The organism is Fumia xinanensis, from assembly GCF_014384905.1.
Taxonomy (GTDB): domain Bacteria; phylum Bacillota; class Clostridia; order Oscillospirales; family Ruminococcaceae; genus Fumia; species Fumia xinanensis.
Map to the genome: position 1 here is coordinate 1,004,953 of NZ_JACRSV010000001.1, position 20,396 is coordinate 1,025,348.

General features: G+C 51.3%; 19 protein-coding genes. 11 read left to right on the forward strand and 8 right to left on the reverse strand.

From position 1 onward, the window contains the following. The first annotated feature begins 181 nt into the window (after positions 1–181). The 7 genes from H8710_RS04730 to H8710_RS04760 all read left to right on the forward strand — a co-directional run bounded on the left by H8710_RS04730 (position 182) and on the right by H8710_RS04760 (position 8,246). Positions 182–1,420, forward strand: coding sequence for a homoserine dehydrogenase (locus H8710_RS04730; protein ID WP_249294262.1), 1,239 nt, complete (start codon positions 182–184; stop codon positions 1,418–1,420). 81 nt (positions 1,421–1,501) lie between these two features. Next, complete coding sequence (locus H8710_RS04735; RefSeq protein ID WP_249294263.1) at positions 1,502–2,707, forward strand: aspartate kinase; 1,206 nt, start codon at positions 1,502–1,504, stop codon at positions 2,705–2,707. Positions 2,708–2,855: 148 nt separating this feature from the next. Next, positions 2,856–3,632, forward strand: a complete 777-nt coding sequence (locus tag H8710_RS04740) for a dihydroorotate dehydrogenase electron transfer subunit (RefSeq protein ID WP_249294264.1) — start codon at positions 2,856–2,858, stop codon at positions 3,630–3,632. Further along, positions 3,632–4,543 (forward strand): dihydroorotate dehydrogenase, encoded by a 912-nt coding sequence (locus H8710_RS04745; protein ID WP_249294265.1) that lies wholly within the window; start codon positions 3,632–3,634, stop codon positions 4,541–4,543. The genes H8710_RS04740 and H8710_RS04745 overlap by 1 nt, the downstream gene beginning before the upstream one ends. 89 nt (positions 4,544–4,632) lie before the next feature. Then, positions 4,633–5,055 (forward strand): Holliday junction resolvase RuvX, encoded by a 423-nt coding sequence (gene ruvX, locus H8710_RS04750; RefSeq protein WP_249294266.1) that lies wholly within the window; start codon positions 4,633–4,635, stop codon positions 5,053–5,055. Positions 5,056–5,295: 240 nt separating this feature from the next. Then, positions 5,296–6,285 carry a helix-turn-helix domain-containing protein gene (locus H8710_RS04755; protein ID WP_249294267.1) on the forward strand — a complete coding sequence of 330 codons (990 nt, stop codon included), beginning with the start codon at positions 5,296–5,298 and terminating at the stop codon, positions 6,283–6,285. Between the two features lie 296 nt (positions 6,286–6,581). Beyond that, on the forward strand, positions 6,582–8,246 hold the full coding sequence (locus H8710_RS04760) for an AMP-binding protein (RefSeq protein ID WP_249294268.1): 1,665 nt from the start codon (positions 6,582–6,584) through the stop codon (positions 8,244–8,246). A gap of 141 nt (positions 8,247–8,387) precedes the next feature. Here H8710_RS04760 and H8710_RS04765 read toward each other — a convergent pair whose 3' ends face one another. From H8710_RS04765 to H8710_RS04800, 8 genes are all read right to left on the reverse strand, one after another. Further along, positions 8,388–8,822 (reverse strand): DUF3788 domain-containing protein, encoded by a 435-nt coding sequence (locus H8710_RS04765; protein ID WP_249294269.1) that lies wholly within the window; start codon positions 8,820–8,822, stop codon positions 8,388–8,390. A 148-nt stretch (positions 8,823–8,970) separates the two neighbouring features. Further along, entirely contained in the window at positions 8,971–9,144 is a 174-nt protein-coding gene (locus tag H8710_RS04770; RefSeq protein ID WP_249294270.1) for a pilus assembly FimT family protein, read from the reverse strand. Positions 9,145–9,209: 65 nt separating this feature from the next. Further along, positions 9,210–9,638: a hypothetical protein gene (locus tag H8710_RS04775; RefSeq protein ID WP_249294271.1), complete on the reverse strand. Its 429-nt coding sequence runs from the start codon at positions 9,636–9,638 to the stop codon at positions 9,210–9,212. Positions 9,639–9,659: 21 nt separating this feature from the next. Next, positions 9,660–10,325 carry a hypothetical protein gene (locus H8710_RS04780; protein WP_249294272.1) on the reverse strand — a complete coding sequence of 222 codons (666 nt, stop codon included), beginning with the start codon at positions 10,323–10,325 and terminating at the stop codon, positions 9,660–9,662. A gap of 128 nt (positions 10,326–10,453) precedes the next feature. Continuing rightward, positions 10,454–11,050, reverse strand: coding sequence for a TetR/AcrR family transcriptional regulator (locus tag H8710_RS04785; protein WP_249294273.1), 597 nt, complete (start codon positions 11,048–11,050; stop codon positions 10,454–10,456). Between the two features lie 88 nt (positions 11,051–11,138). After that, a complete protein-coding gene (locus tag H8710_RS04790) occupies positions 11,139–11,783 on the reverse strand; it encodes a GNAT family N-acetyltransferase (RefSeq protein ID WP_249294274.1) in 645 nt (214 codons plus the stop codon). A gap of 152 nt (positions 11,784–11,935) precedes the next feature. Beyond that, entirely contained in the window at positions 11,936–13,318 is a 1,383-nt protein-coding gene (locus H8710_RS04795; RefSeq protein ID WP_249294275.1) for an NAD(P)/FAD-dependent oxidoreductase, read from the reverse strand. Positions 13,319–13,505: 187 nt separating this feature from the next. Then, positions 13,506–14,732 carry a glycosyltransferase gene (locus tag H8710_RS04800; RefSeq protein WP_249294276.1) on the reverse strand — a complete coding sequence of 409 codons (1,227 nt, stop codon included), beginning with the start codon at positions 14,730–14,732 and terminating at the stop codon, positions 13,506–13,508. A 271-nt stretch (positions 14,733–15,003) separates the two neighbouring features. Between H8710_RS04800 and ligA the strand changes: the two genes are divergently transcribed. From ligA to gatB, 4 genes are all read left to right on the forward strand, one after another. After that, positions 15,004–16,977 carry an NAD-dependent DNA ligase LigA gene (gene ligA, locus H8710_RS04805; RefSeq protein WP_249294277.1) on the forward strand — a complete coding sequence of 658 codons (1,974 nt, stop codon included), beginning with the start codon at positions 15,004–15,006 and terminating at the stop codon, positions 16,975–16,977. A 62-nt stretch (positions 16,978–17,039) separates the two neighbouring features. Beyond that, the gene (gene gatC / locus H8710_RS04810; RefSeq protein ID WP_249294278.1) at positions 17,040–17,309 is read left to right on the forward strand and encodes an Asp-tRNA(Asn)/Glu-tRNA(Gln) amidotransferase subunit GatC; all 270 of its coding nucleotides are present in this window, start codon (positions 17,040–17,042) and stop codon (positions 17,307–17,309) included. Between the two features lie 28 nt (positions 17,310–17,337). Continuing rightward, complete coding sequence (gatA, locus tag H8710_RS04815; protein ID WP_249294279.1) at positions 17,338–18,801, forward strand: Asp-tRNA(Asn)/Glu-tRNA(Gln) amidotransferase subunit GatA; 1,464 nt, start codon at positions 17,338–17,340, stop codon at positions 18,799–18,801. A 22-nt stretch (positions 18,802–18,823) separates the two neighbouring features. After that, entirely contained in the window at positions 18,824–20,260 is a 1,437-nt protein-coding gene (gene gatB, locus H8710_RS04820; RefSeq protein ID WP_249294280.1) for an Asp-tRNA(Asn)/Glu-tRNA(Gln) amidotransferase subunit GatB, read from the forward strand. The last annotated feature ends 136 nt before the right edge of the window (positions 20,261–20,396 follow it).

Sequence of the window (20,396 nt, forward strand, 5' to 3'; positions counted from 1 at the left end):
CGCGGCGGAATATCATAATATCACCTGAAAATGCTGCTGTTACAGTCTGATGGAAGGACAACGATATTTTAATGAGGCGTGGCGTTTGGAAGGTAATTTCCAAACGGTTTCGGCCATTTAGGCGAAAAGGCCGAAACGCCTGCCGCCTATATGCAAGTTCAATCGAAAGGAATGATCATAAATGGTAAAAGTTGCGGTCATGGGCCACGGTGTCGTTGGCTCCGGCGTGGTGGAACTGCTGATGAAGAACAGCGAAAGCATCACGAAAAAAGCGGGGCAGGAGATTGAGGTCAAATACATTCTGGACCTGAAGGAATTCGACGTTCCTTATAAAGACAAATTCACCAAGGATTTTAATGTAATTTTAAACGATCCGGAAATTTCCATCGTCGCCGAAGTCATGGGCGGGCTGTCTCCGGCTTTCGATTTCGTCAAATCTCTGCTGGAACACGGAAAGAGCGTTGTGACCTCCAACAAGGAGCTGGTGGCCGCCAAAGGAGCGACTTTGCTCAAAATCGCCAAAGACCATAACGTGAACTTTTTCTTTGAGGCCAGTGTTGGTGGCGGCATTCCTATCATTCGCCCCATGCACCTTTGTTTGGCCGCCAATGAAATTACCGAGGTGGCGGGTATCTTAAACGGCACTTCCAACTTTATTCTCACCAAAATGATCCACGATCAGATGCCCTTCGACGAGGCGCTTAAACTGGCTCAGCAGCTGGGCTACGCTGAGCGTGACCCTTCCGCCGACGTGGAAGGTCACGATGCCTGCCGTAAGATTTGTATCTTGGCCTCTCTTGCCTTTGGCCGCCACGTCTATCCCAACACTGTCTACACGGAAGGAATCGACAAACTGACCCTGGAGGACGTAGAGTACGCAGATGCATGGGGCGGGGTCATCAAGCTCATTGGCCGTGCTAAAAAGCTAGACGACGGCAAGCTCGTTGTCACCGTCTACCCGGCTTTCATTCCACACCACAGCCAGCTCGCCAACATCGACGATGTCTTTAACGGTGTGCTCATCCGCGGCGACGCCACCGGCGACGTGGTGTTCTACGGCAAGGGTGCAGGCAAGTTCCCGACAGCCAGCGCAGTCGTGGCCGACGTCATCGACATTGCCAAAAAGCACAGCACCGTCAAGTCGCTGAGCTGGGAAGATACCACCGAAAATATTGTGGTGGACTATAAAACTTCTCCTTTGCAGTTCTACATCCGGGTGGCGACTCCTGATGAGGCCACTTCCAAAAAGGAGATTGCAGAGATTTTTGGGGATTCCGACTTCCTCTCCCGCAACAACGAGCCCGACGGGGAATACGCTTTTGTCACCGGTAAAATGACCGAGTACGAACTGGAAGATAAGCTCAAATCCATGAGTCCCGACTACAAGGTTCTCCAGAAGATCCGTGTGCTGGATTATTAAGCAGTTTTGGCCCTTTGAGGGCACTCTGATAGATTCAAAGCCGCTTTTATAGGCGGTTTTCTGAAAGGAATGGTACTTTTCATGAAACTCATCGTCCAAAAGTTCGGCGGCACCTCTGTGAAAGACAAGGACCGCATCTTCAATGTGGCGAAGATCATCACCGACACCTACAAGGAAGGGAACAATGTCATCGCTGTGGTTTCCGCACAGGGGGACACCACCGACGACTTAATCGCTAAGGCGGAGGAGATAAACCCCAATGCAAGCAAGCGAGAGATGGATATGCTGCTCTCCACCGGTGAGCAGATTTCGGCATCCCTACTCGCTATGGCTATTGAAAGCATGGGCTTCCCGGTGATTTCTTTAAGCGGCCGTCAGGCGGGCTTTGTCACCGATTCCAACTACTCCCGTGCCCGCATCAAAAAACTGGAGCCTGAGAGGATGGAGAAGGAACTGGACAAACGCCGCATCGTCATCGTGACCGGCTTCCAGGGCCTCAACAAATACGACGACGTCACCACCTTGGGTCGCGGCGGCAGCGATACCAGCGCTGTGGCCATCGCTGCTTCGATGCACGCCGATCTCTGCCAGATTTACACCGACGTGGACGGCGTTTACACCGCCGATCCCCGCATCGTACCGTCCGCTCAAAAGCTTTCTGAGATCTCCTTCGACGAGATGTTGGAGCTTGCTTCATGCGGCGCTCAGGTGCTTCACAACCGCTCGGTTGAAATGGCGAAGAAATACAACGTGAATCTTGAAGTGTGCTCGAGTTTGGAGCGCGTTCCCGGTACTAAGGTGAAAGAGGTGACCAAAATGGAAAAATTGTTGATTAAAGGTGTTGCAAAAGACGATGATGTGGTCAGAATCGCGGTAATTGGTATTCCCGACCGGCCCGGAATCGCATTTCGGCTTTTCTCCCTTTTGGCGACGAAAAAAATCAATGTGGATATTATTCTCCAGTCTATCGGCCGTGACGGTACAAAGGACATTAGTTTTACCATTCCGACTGATATGCGCCATACCGCTCTGGAGCTTCTTAACGACAACCTGGACACTTTGGGCGCACACCGCATCGAGGTGGATGACGACGTGACCAAGGTTTCTATTGTCGGAGCGGGTATGCAGACCAATGCCGGCGTCGCCGCCAAAATGTTCGAAGCACTTTTCGAAGCGGACATCAACATCCAGATGATTTCCACCTCTGAAATCAAGATTTCCGTCTTGATTGAAAAGGCAAACGGCGTTAAAGCTATGAATGCCCTGTCGGAAGCTTTTATCGACTAAAAATGGAAAAAGGCTGTCTCAGGTGCACCCTCCTGGGACGGTCTTTTTTGACATTTTGCAAAAAATTTATCATTTAATATGATTGATTGCAAAATAAAGCTATTTGATGTAAAATAAGACTATCCGAAAATATAAGGAGGAAAAAAGAGTGCCGTATGTTCAGGGAATTTACCCTATCCTTTTTAAGGAAAATCTCTCCAAAAATGTTTTTGACTTTACAATCAAAAGCAAAGAGATCGCAAGTCTTGCCCAACCAGGGCAATTTGTGCAAATCCGTGTGCCCTACATGCCGCTGAGACGTCCCATCTCCCTGGCGGACATCAATCTGGACAAGGATTATATCCGCATTGTTTTTGAAATCAAGGGGCAGGGAACCGGATATCTCGCTCAATTCAAAGCGTGGGACAACCTGGATATTTTGGGCCCACTGGGGCGTGGATTCACCATGCTTCCGCCAAACAAGCGGGTATATCTCATCGGTGGCGGCATCGGTACTCCTCCTCTGGTGCCTCTGGCCGGATATTATGGCGGAAACGCGACTGTTATTACCGGCTTTCGCAATGCCAAAGCGGTGATTCTTGATGACGAATTTAAAAAGTTTTTCAACGAGCACATCCTCTGCACCGACGATGGCAGTATGGGCATTAAGGGATTTGTCACTGATGTGTTGTACCAGCGCCTCAAGGGCGGCGACCGGCCCGACATGATCTATGCATGCGGTCCTAAGCCCATGCTCCAGAGGGTGGCGCAATTGGCTGCTGAATTTGATATAGAATGCGAAATTTCCATGGAAGAACGGATGGCCTGTGGCATCGGTGCCTGTCTGGGATGCGCCTGCAAGACTCACGAGCATGACGGGACTTCCAGCTATGCCCACGTGTGCAAGGATGGGCCTGTATTCAACAGCAAAGAGGTGATTTTCTAATGGCACATATGCGTGTAAAAATAGCTGGTGTCGAGTTAAATAACCCGGTTATTGTGGCCTCGGGCTGTGCAGGGTTCGGCCGGGAATATGAGGAACTGTTTCCTCTGTCCAGATTGGGCGGAATTTCCGTCAAAGGCATGACGCTTCATCCCAAAGCGGGCAATCCTCCTCCCCGTATTGCCGAAACCCCCAGCGGCATGCTTAATTCTGTTGGCTTGGAAAATCCGGGCGTGGACCATTTTATTGAGCATGAGCTGCCCTATCTGTCCCAGAAGGGCACGACAGTCATTGCAAATGTGGCGGGGAGCACGCCGGAGGACTGTGTTGCCATTGTCAGAAAGCTGGATCCCACCAATGTGGATATGATTGAACTCAACATTTCCTGTCCCAATGTGAAGCAGGGAGGAGCGGCTTTTGGCACCAACTGCCAAAGCGCCGCCGAAGTGACCAAAGCAGTCCGTCAGGCGACAAGTAAGCCTTTGATGGTCAAGCTGAGCCCTAATGTGACCAGTATTTCCGAAATCGCCAAAGCGGTGGAGGCCGAAGGGGCCGATGCCTTGAGCTTGGTCAACACCTTTTTAGGGATGCGCATCGACGTAGAATCCAAGCGGCCGATTCTTCACAACAACGTGGGCGGCCTGTCCGGTCCGGCGATTTTTCCTATCGCCCTGCGGATGGTCTGGGAAGTCTATAATGCCGTAAAGGTACCGATTATCGGAATGGGCGGTATCTATGATTCCATTTACGCCATCGAAATGATGATGGCAGGTGCCTCCGCGGTGCAGGTAGGAGCAGCGATTTTTACTGACCCGCTGACCCCGGTTTATATCGTCGATAGGGTCAACCAGTGGCTCGATGACCACGGCATACACAATGTTTCCGAGCTGACTGGGACGGTAAAGCCCTGGTAAATGGGTATGATAATGTAAAGAGGGTACTCATTGCTCTATGATAGGCGGTCTTTCCACAATAAATGACCGCTGGAAAAGGATTTGATCAATTGAAAATAATGGCTGTTGACTACGGTGACGCGCGGACAGGCCTTGCTGCCTGCGATCGGACGGAGTTTCTCGCTTCGCCCATCGGCGTCATCCAGGAATACAATTTTGAGAATACGGTGAAAAAAGTGTCTTACGCCGTGGAGGAATACGCGGTACAGATGGTTGTAGTAGGTCACCCGCTGAACATGGACGGTACGGCGGGGGAGCGGGCAGAGAAATGCGCACTCTTCGCAGAGAAGCTGAAGGCGCTGGTAAACGTGCCGGTGGTACTTTGGGATGAGCGTTCTACCACCGTCAGTGCCCACCAGGTGCTCAACGAGACCAACACCCGCGGCAAAAAGCGCAAAGAGGTGGTGGACGCCGTGGCGGCGACCATTATTCTCGAAAGCTACCTCAACTACCGTCGCAACAATAAGGAATGATGAAAAGCCGGAAGTAAGTTCCGGCTTTTTGCTGTCTTGAAGAAAAAAATTGATGAGCGGGCACTGTTTTAATCAGGTATCCTCAATAAAGTTTTTTACTTAGAAACCGCCTGTTTTCGCGGACTGCAACCACCAGTTTACAAATTGACAGGAGGTGGTAGGTGGCGTGCAACTTCCAAACATGCTATACTGAAACTGACCCAAAGGACAAAAGCGCTTATAGAAAAAATGATAGGTGGTATGGCGATGATTTTAGCGGATAAAATTATAGAGCTTCGGAAAAAAAGCGGCTGGTCTCAGGAAGAGCTGGCAGAAAAAATGAACGTGACGCGGCAGTCAGTCTCCAAATGGGAGAGCGCACAATCAACTCCTGATTTGGGAAAAATCTTGCAGCTTAGCGGGCTATTCGGCGTCAGTACTGACTATCTGCTTAAAGACGAGTTGGGAGAAGCGGAATACATCAACGAGGCGGAAGAGACGCCCGCGGTGCGCCGGGTATCCATAGAAGAGGCAAATGAGTTCCTGGGGGTCAAGGAGTTTACGGCAAAGCGGATCGCCTTCGCCACTTTTCTTTGCATTTTTTCGCCCGTGCCCCTTATGGTAATGGCGGCGGGAAGCGAAGTGGGGACATTTCCATTTTCTGAAAATTTTGCCGGTGGATTCGGGCTTATTACTATGTTTTTGCTGGTGGCGGCTGCAGTGGCTGTATTTATTTCCTGTGGGGCGAAAACGGCCCCCTTTGAATATTTGGAAAAGCAGGTTTTCGAGACGGAATACGGAGTCACAGGTATGGTGAAGGAGCGGCAAAAACAGTACCGGGACACCTATACCCGCTGTAATGTGTTGGGCGCCTGTATCTGTATCCTGTCAGTGATTCCGCTGTTTTCGGGGGCGTTTTTGACAGAGAACGATTTGTTTATGGTGTGTATGCTGTCGGTGACGATGATTCTGGCTGGTATTGGGGTCGTGTTTTTCATTACGGCGGGCATCCATTGGGCCAGCATGGAAAAATTGCTCCAGGAAGGCGACTATAGCCGCCAGAAAAAGAAAAAAAGCAATTTGACCGGCGCTATTAGTACGGTTTATTGGCTTATTGTGGTGGCGGGATACCTTGCGGTGAGCTTTACCGCTGAAGATTGGAACAACAGCTGGATCATCTGGCCTGTGGCGGCGCTTATTTACGCGGCGATTATGGTGGTGTGCAATGCATTGAGTGGAAAGAATCAATAACAGGAATCTTGGATAAATCCGAGAAAAGGAGAAAGCAACTGCTTTCTCCTTTTTTAGATAAGGCTTCAAACACCTCAGAGGAGCTATACATCACGGTTGTTGCTTGCGTTTTGACAAAATGGCAGCACCATATAGCTTTGTATTGGATTTTCTTCCGAAAATTCACAAAATCCCCGTTGCGGGTTTGTCCATTTGCGGGTATAATAGATTTTAGGTTATTTTAATGGCAAATTTTACACAGAAAGGTGGGAGGCGAAGGCAGACGGAATGTTCCGAAGGCCCGGCGCCGCAACCCAATGGAAATCAAAAATTTTTACAAACAATTCTGCATCGAGGAGTTTGATACAGACGGCGTTTTGAAGCATTTCGACGTCAAGGCTCCCGATGACTTCAATTTTGCATACGACGTAGTGGATAAAATCGCAGAGATGGAGCCGAATCGCAGGGCCATGGTTTGGACCAATGTCCGCGGCGATGAAAAGGTGTTCACCTTTAAGCAGATCAGTGACTATTCTACCCAGGCGGCAAACCTCTTTAAGGCTCACGGTATCAAAAAAGGCGACACCGTTTTGCTGATCCTCAAGCGGAACTACCAGTTCTGGTTTGCCATTCTGGGCCTGCACAAAATCGGCGCCATCGCTGTCCCCGCCACAAACCTGCTGACCACTAAGGACATTGTCTACCGCCTGAGCGCCGCTCAGATCAAGGCAGCAGTCTGCACCTGTGAGTGCGACGTTCACCAGCATATTGACGAGGCGGAAAAGAAGCTCGGCTATTCCATTTTAAAATTCTCCGCCATGGGCGATTTTGACGGTTACATTAACTTCGACGAAGAGATGGTGAAACAGCCCACTACTATTGAGCGGGTGCCTGTTTCCCGGACCGACGGGATGCTCATGTACTTTACCTCCGGCACCTCTGGGGAGCCGAAGATGGCGCTCCATGGTTTTTTTTATCCCTTGGCCCATATCGTGACAGCAGTCCACTGGCAAAACGTCGATCCCGAAGGGCTTCACCTGACAGTGGCGGAAACCGGATGGGGCAAAGCCGTTTGGGGCAAGCTCTACGGCCAATGGCTGGCTGGAGCAGGCATCTTTGTCTATGACTTTGACAAATTTGTGCCGGCAGAGCTCCTCCATCTCATCGAAAAATACCGCATTACTACCTTCTGCGCGCCGCCCACCATCTACCGGTTCTTCATCAAAGAAGGAATGGAGGGTTATGACCTCAGTTCCCTCCAGCATGTGACCATTGCGGGCGAGGCTCTCAATGAAGAGGTCTACCGAAAATTTAAAGAGTACACCGGCCTTTCCCTGATGGAAGGTTATGGACAGACCGAAACCACCCTCACCATCGCAAACCTTTCAGTTGATCGGGTACGCCCAGGATCCATGGGACTGCCTTCACCCCTATACGACGTGGCACTTCTTGACGACGAGGGCAACAGCGTCCCCACCGGAGAGGTGGGCGAGATTGTTCTGAGGGCTGACCAGGCACTTTGCTCTCAGCCAGGACTGTTCCTCGAATACTACCGCGATCCGGAAAACACGGCTTACGCCTGGAGAAACGGTTACTACCATACCGGGGATACCGCCTACCGAGATGAGGACGGCTATTACTGGTATGTGGGGAGGAAAGACGACATCATCAAGTCCAGCGGCTATCGCATCGGGCCCTTTGAGGTGGAAAGCGCCTTGATGGAGCATCCCGCCGTGCTGGAATGCGCTGTCACAGGCGTGCCCGACCCGGTTCGGGGACAGCTGGTCAAAGCGACTATCGTTCTCACAAGCAAATACGCGCCTTCAGAGGAGCTTAAAAAGGAAATCCAGGATTTTGTCAAAAAGCTGACGGCTCCCTATAAATACCCACGCGCCATTGAATTTGTAACGGAACTCCCCAAGACCATCAGCGGAAAAATCCGTCGGGTAGAAATCCGGGAAAAAGATCAGAAATCCGTTTGATAATGAAACTGCCGACCGCGATATTTGCGGGCGGCGGTTTTCTATATTGGCGGGGCCATGGGGATGCGGAGAAAAACTTTCCATAATTCCGGAGGTTATCGAAAAAAGCCACCTTCCCAGATGGGGAGGCGGCTTTTACCGTCAAACTTTCTTTTTGGAGTTTCTGCGGACGAAAATGCAGCGTTTTACGTCCTCCAGAATTTCCTCGTCGGTTACGTCGATCATAAGCCATCGCTGGCCCATGGAAACTTGAGTTTTGCGATAAAGCTCCTGCAAATACTCGCTGAAGGTGGGGAGAAGCAACTCCATTTCCGGGCGCTCCCGTTCGCCGATGACGACAAGGACAGAAAAGGTGCCCTTCTCGGGATACAGCGTGCAGAGGCTGCGCCCAGATTTTTTATATTTTACATTCCAGCCTCGTAACATAGAACAGTTGCTGAACTCGATAAGAGGCTTTACTCCGTAGTCCGCTTCAATAGAGGCACAGAGACCGTCCCAAAGGGGGTTTGATACATAAGTGTGGAGGGAATCTGCAGTGGGCTCCCGGGTCTTGTCGGTTTTCTGCCAGTCCGTCATAGTAAAATCCTCCCGTTAATCGATAGTTTTGCTGTCGTTTACCGTGGTGCCATTGGTCTCAAAATCAAAGTGGGCGCATTTATCAGAAAAGCCTGTTTTCTCAGCATTTCCGTAGACTATTTTTGTCATTTGCCCGTTTTTGATTTCCTCACCAAAGTAGTGTTTGATTGCATCCAGAATATAGGCAGTGTAGCGGCCTCTCGGGCCTCCTGTCCACAAAATCGGTGATGGAGAGAATCGTGACGGCGGTGAAGATGGCTGCGATAGCCAGTACCACAATGATTTCAACGAGGGTAAAACCCTTTGTGCTGCGTTTCGTCAAAATTCCTTTCCTTTCATCATCTGATGAAACTATTGTAGCATAGAGTGTCCCTCTTGACCAGCTTTTTATGCGGCGAACCTACGTGCAAACCGCCACAGGAAGAAAACTCCAGCTGTCATCAGGGAAAAACCTAGGCCGGTGTAGAAAATACCCAGATAATAGGGAGGAATCCAGCCGGAAGCCCGTAGCAAAACGCCAAAGGTGATCATAAACGCCATGATGCAGTAGGCCTTTCGGTCAAAAAACCGGTAGATCGGGATTTTTTCGTCTTCCATTTCCTGAATGCGGGTGCAGTGCTTTTTGACCATTCGGTGAAAAATAAGCCCATAGAACAGCCCGAAAACCAGGGCGGAAATGAGGAGCGCCCACAGGGGAGAGGCCCAGTTTTCGATCATGCCGGGGGTGCCGATGCGCATGATGTTGAACCCGGCCACTAACCAAACTGTCCCGGCGATGAACAGAAGGGTGTTGCGTTTGACTTTGGGAAAGCGCATGAATATCCGCTCCTTCCCGGTTCAGCGTTTGTCGTTGAGTCGCATGTCGTGAAAGCCCATCCACACGATCCAGACGTATGCAACTGTTTTGGGAATCATCAGCACGCCGACCAGGGGGAAGGCAGAGGAGAAGAGAACCACGGGAATGTAGAAGAGGAAGCTGAGGGTGACGGCCAGCCACATGAAACGGAAGGACTTGTCGTCAGTCCGGGAGGCTCCGCGGAAAAACACGATGATAATAAGAAGCCCTAAGATGGCGAAGGGCACGTTCCTGGCAATTCCCCAGGTGAGGGGCGCGTCGGCGGACAGCCAGTCGTTTTGAGGCATGAGGCAGAGGAAAATTCGCACGGCGGCTAAGACGTACACCGAGGCGGTCAGGCCTTTGCTTTTTTGCTGATAGCGCTTCTGCCAGATGTGGTAGAGGATGACGTAAAATACCGTCATGGTGATAGAAGTGACAAATTTTCCAAAGCCCAGGGAAGCAGCATGGGCCGCCAGCCCGTCGGTGCAGAGGGCATACGCCCGGGGAACCAGATGGAAGGCGTCTCCACACCCTAAGATGACCGCCATGACACCAAAGAGCCGGATCTCGCCCCGGCCCTTTGCGTTGGCTACCATTATGATGCCTAAAGTGATGACAGTACAGAGGTAAACGATGTCGAAAAGTGTCTCCATAATAGCTTGCATGTAAATCTCCTTCTTTCGCGCCCTTAAGGGCGGGCCCTAAAGGGCTGTACGTTATGTGAGTGGTACATTATAATGAACCATGTTCAATTTGGTGCCGGAAAAACGCCCCGAAGGGCGGATACTGACTGTCATTTGAGGCAGCGGCAGAGTACCTCCCGGAAAAAGGGTTCGCCTTTTCCTGCTCGCAGGAGAGTAATCAGGTTCACAAAGCAGAACTCTACCACATCGTCTTTGGTAAAGGATTCCGACCAAAGGGAGGCGGGAATTTTGCTGTCGTTTTCAAGGCAGGTGAGAAAAAGGGAACGGATGCGGGAAAAATATCCCTCTTCTCGGCTGCGGCCTATTTGTTTTTCCGTTTCTTCCAGATGGGACAGCTCCCGCAGCCAGCTCTTCTGAAAGGTCTGCATGTAGCTTTCCAGAGAGGTGTAGACACGGTGGAAGCAGTCGGGGAGGGGAAGTACTGTCAGCTCCTCCATAGGCATACCGGAAAAGGCGCCTCGCCAGAAATCCTCGATGACGGCGATGACCAGCTCTGATTTGGTGGGGAAGTAGTTGTAGATAGAGCCCACCGAAACGCCGCAGGCCTTGGCAACGCCGCGGATACTGATTTGCGTGGCACCTTCCAGCGCGGCAATCTCCTTGGCGGCGTCGAGAATCTGCTCTCGGGAAGTGACGACAGTATTCATCAAAACCACTCCTTGATAAACAAACTGAACAATGTTCAATAACAGAATAATCCTTTTTTGCGCATTTGTCAATAGGAAAATATTTGGAGAATTGCCTCACTTGGCTGGAATCAGTTTTCTAAAGAAATCACTGCAAAGCGGATTGGCTGAGAATATAAAATTCTTCCTGACTGGGCTGACATTTCTTCTCCAGTTTTTCAAGTCCCTCATCGAAGCGCTCCGCTTGCTGTTCATCTACCTGGAAGACGGGGCTGTCATGATAAATCCATTTCCGTCCGTCCAAAGCTCCTGGCCTGAGCTCTTTTACAAGCATCGCCGCCGGATATGTCCCATTTTCTATACAGACATTGTACCTTTTGCAGCTTTTGAACCCACGGCTGACATAATTGCCTGGGTTTCCAAAAATCACAATCACGTCATAGCCGAGTGCGGCCGCCTCTTGAAAAGAATGCTCAATCAGCTTTTTTCCGTACCCTTTTCGCTGATATTCCGGCAGAATGCTGACCGGGCCGAAAGTGAGGATGTTTTTTTCAGTGCCCGCCTCATCAACGAGCCTTGCTTTCGTGTACATAATATTCCCGATCACCTGATGGTCCAATTCGATGACCAGGTCCAGCTCCGGCAGGAAATCTTCATGCGACCGCATTACGTGAACAAGATAATGCTCCACGCACCCCGGAATATACAGATTCCAAAAAGCCTTTCTTGTAATCTCTTCTACGCGGATATAATCTGATACGGTTTCATTCCGAATTGTAATGGTTTTGTTCATTGATGGACCTCCGGTTTTGAATGTGGCTAAGCATTTTTAGCTGTGTTATCCTCTTTACCTTTACAAGCGGACATTCTTTATCATAAACAGGAAAATCAAAGCATTACTTCGTTGGGTAAAACAAAAATAAACCAATTATTTCATAACCTTTTTTATTTCAGCAGTAAATCTGCGACAAACAGGCCATTTGCCGCCGCCTGGGAAAGGGATCTGGTAAATCCTGCTCCGTCGCCAATAGCGTAAAGCCCTTTGGTGCCGCAAATTTCGAAATCCTCGCAATTGGGGCGGGCGGAGTAGTATTTGCACTCGATGCCGTAAAGAAGGGTGTCGTAGTTAGCAGTGCCGGGGGCGATGTGGTCCAGGGCATGAAGGGTTTCGACGATGTTGTCCAGCTGGCGTTTGGGAAGGCAGAGGCTTAGATCCCCCGCAACGGCGTTAAGGGTCGGCCGTGTGGTGGACTGCTGGAGGCGTTTTTCATCGGTTCGGCGACCGTTTTCAAGATCTCCGAGCCTTTGCACCATCACGCTGCCGCCGCTGATGAGATTGGCGAGACTGGCCACGTGGCGGGCGTATTCGATGGGCTCTTTAAAGGGCTGAGTAAAACGTATAGTGGAGAGCAATGCAAAGTTCGAGTTGATGGTTTTGCGGCTTTCGTCCCGGTAGGAGTGGCCGTTTACAGTCAAAACGCCTGCAGTGTTCTCAGTAACCACCTGGCCACGTTCGTTGAAGCAGAACATTCTCGTCACATCGCCGTAAAGTTTTGAGCGGTACCAAATTTTGGGCTCGTAAATCTTTTTGGAGAAGTCCTCCCAGATGATGGAGGGAAGTTCCACCCGGACGCCGATATCCACCTGATTGTTTTCCAGGGGAATTTTGTTCTCCATGCACCATTTTGCGAAAAAGCGGCTTCCGGCCCGGCCCACGGCGAATATAATTTTATCTGCGTCCATTTCGCCCGGCTGTTTGCCGGAGACAGTGTAGAAAATCTTGTGTGTGTCTTTGTCCACGTTGGTAACTTCGGTGTTGACGATGATGTCCACCTTGTCTTCCATGGATTCGATGAGCTTTCTCATAGTGTCAAAGTTGGCGTCAGTACCCAGATGCTTTAACTGTGCCTGGCTCATGTGCAGATCGTGCTCCAGACAGAGCTTTTTCAGCTCGTTGTTGGGCATGAACCTCTCGGTAGTAGCCCCGAAGGAGACCAGAATCTTGTCCGCCTGCTCGATATAGTCGATAACCACTTCCGGGGGGAGAAAATCTGTGAGCCAGCCGCCGTACTCCGTAGAGATAACGTATTTTCCGTCGGAAAAAGCTCCTGCGCCGGCCATTCCTTCCATAATGGCACAGGATTTGCATTTAACGCATTTGTCTACTTTTTTCGTGACAATAGGGCAGACACGTTCCTTTATAGAGTGGCCCTTTTCGATGATGCAGACGTTCAGCTCCGGATTTTGGGCCGACAGCCGATAAGCGGTCATGATGCCGCCGATGCCGCCGCCGATAATGGCAACGTCGTAATGGGATTTGATATTCATGATGAACCTTCCTTTTACTTGTATATTTTTCCTGACAACACAAAAGGCCATTAAACTGGCCTTTTGCAAAACTGTTATATGATACCAATTAGAAATCCGTCAAAAAAATGCTGTACTTTGCGATTAGGCTAAAAGAGCAGCAGGTATTCCAAAGAAATGGATCCACTGACAGCCCAAAAATTTTTTCTTATTTCCGCCTGGGATGGACTTTTGCCCTGTGATGGGGGCGCTCAATGATATGATTGGGAATTTCTCCAAAAACGGTATTGTAGACGCCCAGCAGGTAGTTTGCTAAATTTTCGCTGCCCGCCTGTTTAACGCTCTCCCGTACCGAACTGCGCAGGAGCTCCGCTTCTTCAGGAGTTTTTTTCTGGTAGTCTTTCAGTTCTTTATACATTTCGTCAGCATCGAAAAAGATGTATCCGTTGACGCCGTTCTGCACCTGGCCCTGATTGAGTTTATCAAATCGGTGAAGCACCGGCAGGCCGGTTGCCATAGCCTCCAGCATGGAAATGGAGTTGGTGTCCGACAGAGAAGCTGTGATATACAGGTCGCAAGCGGCGTAGTAGGGGGGGAGCTCAGCGTTGGGTACAGCGCCAGTGAAAATTATCATGTCGGCGATACCCAGGTCCTTGGCCTGTTGTTCCAGTTCAGGGCGGCAGGGGCCGTCGCCGATGATGACGAGTTTCATCTTATCGGAGGGGCGTACTTTGGCGGCCCAATAGTCTAAAATTACATCAACGCTTTTTTCACGGCCGATGCGCCCGCAGAAACAGACCGCCATTTCGTCGTCCTGGATGCCGTACTTATGCCGGAAGGCGCGTTTGTCTTCCTCTGTGATGTTGTGGGGGGCAAATTTGTCAAGTTCCACAGGGTTGGGGACAACCACTACGTCTTTGTCCATTTTGCAGTCGTTTTTGATGTACTCGTCACACTTCTTGGACGGGCCAGTGATGATGTTTGCCCGTTTTGCAAACAATTTGAAATACTGGTGTGAGAGCTTGGTCACAAAGGGGATGAGTGGTTTCGGCGCCACGTAGTAAATATAGTCGTCGTACATGGTGTGCAGGGTGTAGACCAGCGGTTTTTTCAGCTTTTTGGCAATGTGAGCCGCCGAGATACCGATACTGAACTCCTGGTGCAGATGAATAATGTCCGGGTCGAAGTCCTCGATCATTTTGAGGCGCTTGTGGCTTAACGGCATAGCGATGCCGTAGTCGTAAAACCGTTTGAAGGCCTTGGCCGGGCAGTGGAGCACTCCATTTTGGATATAGTGGCGGTGGGTGTCCGGGTCAGCGGTGACGACGAGCACCTCGTGGCCCAACTTTTCAAGGCCTTCCTTGAGGAGCTTGACGTGGGTGACGACGCCGTTGATATAAGGGAGATAAGTCTCCGCGAAAAGTGCAACTTTCATTGTGGGTATACATCCTTTCCATGAGTTGTCTGTTAGATGCAGATGGTGTTTTTATAAAAAAATCCGTTCTATGGACATAACAACACAAGATTAATTATAGCGAAAAACCTTCTGCATTGCAAGTATATTGATAAATTAGCCGCCTGTTTTCAGCTTTCTTTTGATATTCTTTGCAAAAATTGCCATCGGCACTACCGAAATGGAAAAAAATGTGGTATACTATTACTCGAATATGGTCTAAATTATTATAATAAGGATGGTTCAGCGGTCTATGGAACCTAGCAAACGCTACAATGAGCTGGTGGAGGAACTCAACTACCACAGCAAGCTCTACTATACAAAAGATGCCCCCGTTATCAGCGACTATGACTACGACATGATGATGATGGAGCTCAAAAAGCTGGAGGAGGAGCATCCAGACTGGATACGCCCCGATTCCCCGACCCAGCGGGTGGGCGACGTACTCTACAACACCTTTGAGAAGGTAGAGCACACGGTGCAGATGGGGTCTTTGCAGGACGTGTTCAGCACTGATGAGCTATACTCTTTCGACGAACGATGCCGGGCGGTTCTTCCGAATCCGCGGTACGTGGTAGAGCCGAAAATCGACGGCTTGTCGGTCTCTCTCGAGTATCGAGACGGACGGTTCACGCGGGGGTCCACTCGGGGCAACGGCCTCGTGGGCGAAGATGTGACCTTAAACCTGATGACCATTGCGGACATCCCCCAGGAACTGCCGGAAAAGCTTCCCTTTCTTGAGGTACGCGGCGAGGTGTACATGCCTCGGGCGGTGTTTGAATCCCTGGTGGAAGAACAGCTCAAAAATGAGGAGGAGCCTTTCAAAAACCCCAGAAACGCGGCGGCGGGCGGCCTGCGGCAGAAAGACCCGAAGATCACCGCCCAGCGGAAGCTCTCCATCTTTGTCTTTAACATCCAGCAGATCGAAGGGAAAACCCTTTCCTCCCACAAGGAGTCGCTGGACTATCTCAAAAGCCTGGGCTTTGCGGTGACGCCTTCTTACAAACGGTTCACTGACTTTAACGAAGTTGTGGCCGAAATTCTTCAAATCGGTGAAAATAGGGCGAAGTTTTCCTTTGAAATCGACGGGGCCGTCGTCAAGGTGGACGATTTTTCCGAGCGTGAGCAGCTGGGCTCTACCAGCAAGTTCCCCAAATGGGCGGTGGCCTTTAAGTACCCGCCGGAAGAAAAAGAAACGGTACTGCGGGAAATCCAGATAAACGTAGGGCGCACCGGTGCGTTGACGCCAACGGCCTCTTTTGATCCCATCACTTTGGCGGGGACGACTGTGAGCCGCGCGGTGCTTCACAACCAGGATTTTATCACCGAGAAGGACATCCGTATCGGCGATACCATTCTGGTCCGGAAGGCGGGGGACATTATCCCTGAGGTGCTCCAATCGGTGCGGCACGGGGAGGGGAGTGAGCCTTACTTCATCCCCGACCACTGCCCGGTCTGCGGCAGCGAGACGGTGAAAGACGGGGATGAAGCGGTCATCCGCTGTGTCAATCCCGCCTGTCCCGCCACGGTGCGCCGAAATCTCATCCACTTCGCCACCCGAAACGCCATGAACATCGAGGGGCTGGGGCCCGCGATCGTAGAGCTGCTCCTGGAAAACGAGCTCATCGCCTCCCCGGCGGATTTGTACGCCCTCAAGCCGGAGCAGCTGAGTTCTTTGGAGCGGATGGGCGACTTGTCCGCCCAAAACCTCGTAAACGCCATCGAGGCGTCGAAAAAAAGAGGCCTTTCCCACCTGCTGTTTGGCCTGGGCATCCGGGGTATCGGCGAACGGGCGGCAAAGCTTCTGGCGGAGCATTTTCCCGCCATCGAGCAGATTTTTGAGGCTTCGGTAGAGGACATTACCACCATCGACGGCTACGGCGATACCATGGCGGAGAGTGTCGTTCATTATTTCAGCAAGCCGGAAACGCGGGAGCTCATCGAAAAACTTCGCGCTGCCGGGGTCAAACTCACAGAGGACGTAGAGGATAAAACCGACCTGTTTACGGGCAGGACCTTTGTTCTGACCGGAACGCTTCCCACCTATACCAGAAACGAAGCCAAGGCCCTCATCGAGAAAAACGGCGGCAAGGTGAGCTCGTCGGTGTCCAAAAAGACCGACTATGTTTTAGCCGGCGAGGATGCGGGCAGCAAGTTGACAAAAGCCCAGCAGCTCGGAGTGCAGATTCTCAGCGAGGAAGAGCTGAACCGGATGCTTGATTTGTAAATTTTCGGGCGCTTCTTGGCGTCCGTACATAGAAAAGATCAATTTTTGGAGGTCATAAATTCATGAAAATCGACATGAAACGTCTGGCGAAACTCAGTAAGCTCAAATTTTCGCCGGAAGAAGAGGCAAAGTTCGAAAAAGAGATGGAAAACATCGTGGCTATGGTGGAAAAACTCCCGGATATCGATGCGTCAGGCGCTTTGATCGACCCAGATAACCCTATGGTGATGCGAAAAGATGTCCCCGAGAAGAAATTCAGCCGGGAAGAGCTCCTAAAAAATGCCCCTGATGTCCAGGCGGGCTGTATCGTCGTCCCCAAGGTTGTCGACTGAGTATCGAAGGAAAGGATTTTACAAAACTATGGAACTTTATAAACTTCAGGCATCTGAGCTTTCTCAGATGCTCCAGAATAAAGACTGCTCCAGCGTGGAGCTCACAAAATCCGTCCTCGGACGCATCGACGCCAAAGAGGATGAAATTGGGGCCTACCTGTCGGTGGACAGGGAAGGAGCCCTTAAAAAAGCCGCTCAGGTGGACGAACGACGGGCCAAAGGAGAGAGCCTGCATCCGTTGGCCGGCATCCCGGTGGGCATCAAGGACAACATCTGCGTGAGGGAAATGCCCGCTACCTGCGCCTCCAAAATGCTTGAAAACTTCGTACCGCCCTACGACGCGACGGTCATCGAAAAGCTCAACAAAACCGACTGCGTGTATCTCGGCAAGCTCAACATGGACGAGTTCGCCATGGGATCCTCCACCGAAAATTCCGCCTTTAAAAAGACCAAAAATCCCTTTAATACCGACTATGTGCCCGGCGGTTCCTCCGGCGGAAGCGCTGCGGCGGTGGCAGCGGGGGAAGCAATCGTGACGTTAGGTTCCGACACCGGCGGCTCTATTCGGCAGCCGGCGGCTTACTGCGGCGTGGTGGGGCTTAAACCCACCTACGGCTCGGTTTCCCGTTACGGGCTCATCGCCTTCGCCTCTTCCCTCGACCAGATCGGGCCCATCGGCCGGAGCGTCAGGGATTTGGCTATGACCTATTCCGCCATCTGCGGACGGGACCCCATGGACACCACCACCGTTTCGAGAGAGTACCCTGATTTTACCAAAAACCTCAAATCCGACGTAAAGGGCCTTAAAATCGGCCTTCCGAAAGAATATTTCGCCGAAGGCGTCACCGCCGACGTCAAAGAAGCGATCATGAAGGTGGCTAAAGAGTACGAAAAGATGGGGGCGACGTTGGTTGACGTTTCCCTGCCCAGCACCGACTATGCCCTTTCCGCTTATTACATCATTGCGTCGGCGGAGGCTTCCTCTAACCTGGCCCGTTTCGACGGAGTGAAATACGGTTACCGGACGGAAAGCTTCGGCAGCCTCGAAGAGCTCTACGAAAACACCCGCAGCGAGGGCTTCGGCAACGAAGTGAAGCGCCGGATCATGCTGGGAACCTACGTGTTGTCTTCCGGCTACTACGACGCCTACTACAAAAAGGCGAAGTTTACACAGCAGCTCATTCAGCAGCAGTATGCCGACGCATTTACCCAGTGCGACTTGCTTCTGACCCCCACCACTCCTGACACCGCTTTCAAAATCGGGGAAAACGAGAGCGATCCGGTCAAGATGTATATGAACGACCTCTTAACCGTTATGATTAATATCGCGGGACTTCCTGCCATCAGCATGCCCTGCGGCTTTGACGGCAAAAAGCTGCCCATCGGCTGTCAGCTCATCGGCTCCAAGTTCAGCGAGCAGAGGCTGTTTGACACGGCAAACTGCTACGAACAGCTTGTGGGCGGATTTGATTTGTCCGCGACGTTACAGTAGGGAAGTAGGAGGAACGAACATCATGGCATACACTGATTACGAGACCGTCGTGGGCTTAGAAGTCCACGCGGAGCTGAATACCCAGTCGAAAATCTATTGCAGCTGTAAAAACGCTTTCGGGCTGGAGGTAAACACCCAGTGCTGCCCCATTTGTATGGGAATGCCTGGCACTCTGCCGACCCTCAATGAAAAGGTCGTCGAGTACGCCGTCAAAATGGGCTACGCCTTAAACTGCACTATCAATCCCGTCTCCAAACAGGACCGGAAAAACTACTTTTATCCTGACCTGCCCAAGGCCTACCAGATTAGCCAGTTTGACATTCCGCTGTGCGAGCACGGCTATGTAGACGTTCTGGTGGACGGGGAGGAAAAGCGCATCGGTGTGACCCGTATCCACATCGAGGAGGACGCGGGCAAGCTCATCCACGACGACAGCTTTACCGGCACTCTGGTCGACTTCAACCGCTGCGGCGTGCCGCTCATTGAAATCGTCTCCGAGCCGGATATGAGAAGCTCCGCAGACGCGAAAGCCTACCTTGAGACGATCAAATCCATTCTCCAGTACATCGGCATCTCCGACTGTAAGATGCAGGAGGGCTCCATCCGCTGTGACATCAACGTTTCGGTCCATAAAAAGGGCGAGCCATTTGGCACCCGCGTCGAGATGAAAAACGTCAACACCTTTTCCGGCGCTGTCCGTGCCATCGAGTACGAGGCCGACCGGCAGATCAAGGCGCTGGAGGCGGGGGAGACGATCTCTCAGGAAACCCGCCGCTGGGACGACGCGAAGGGCGTGAATGTCCTTTTGAGAAGCAAGGAGGACGCTCAGGATTACCGGTATTTCCCGGAGCCCGATCTGTCGACCATCGTGCTGGACGAGGATTACTTAGCCTCTATTAAGGCGTCCATCCCGGAGCTTCCCAACAAGAAGGTCATGCGGTACATGAAAGAGTACGGTCTGCCGGAAGAAGACGCGGGCCTCATCGTAGACAACATGGAGAAGTCGGCGCTGTTTGAAAGCGTCGTCGCACTCGGCAAGGTGAAGCCTAAAAACGCCTCCAACTGGATTTTAGGCGACGTTTCCCGGGTGATGAACGAGACGGGTAAGCCTTTGAGCGAACTGAACATCTCGGCCGAGCACCTCTCCGCCCTCATTGAGCTGGTGGAGAAAAATACCATTTCCAACTCTGCTGGCAAGACGGTCTTTGAGGAGATGCTCAAAAACGGCGACACACCCCAGAAAATCGTGGATGCAAAGGGCTTGGGCCAGATTTCCGACGAAGGTGCCCTCAAAGCCATTGTGGACGAAGTCGTGGCCAATAATCAGAAGTCCATCGAGGACTACAAAAACGGCAAGACAAACGCCCTGGGTTTTCTGGTGGGCCAGTGCATGAAGGCCTCCAAGGGAAAGGGAAATCCCGCTGTCATGAAAGAACTTTTGATGGCTCATTTGAGCTGAATATGCCCAAAAATCCCCCGTGGTTTGACCGCGGGGGATTTTTATGGATACAATGCTTTTATTTCACAACATAAACAAAATTTTCCCCCCTTTTCCTTTTTAGGAGGAGGCAAGAAGCAAAATGCAATATGGATAT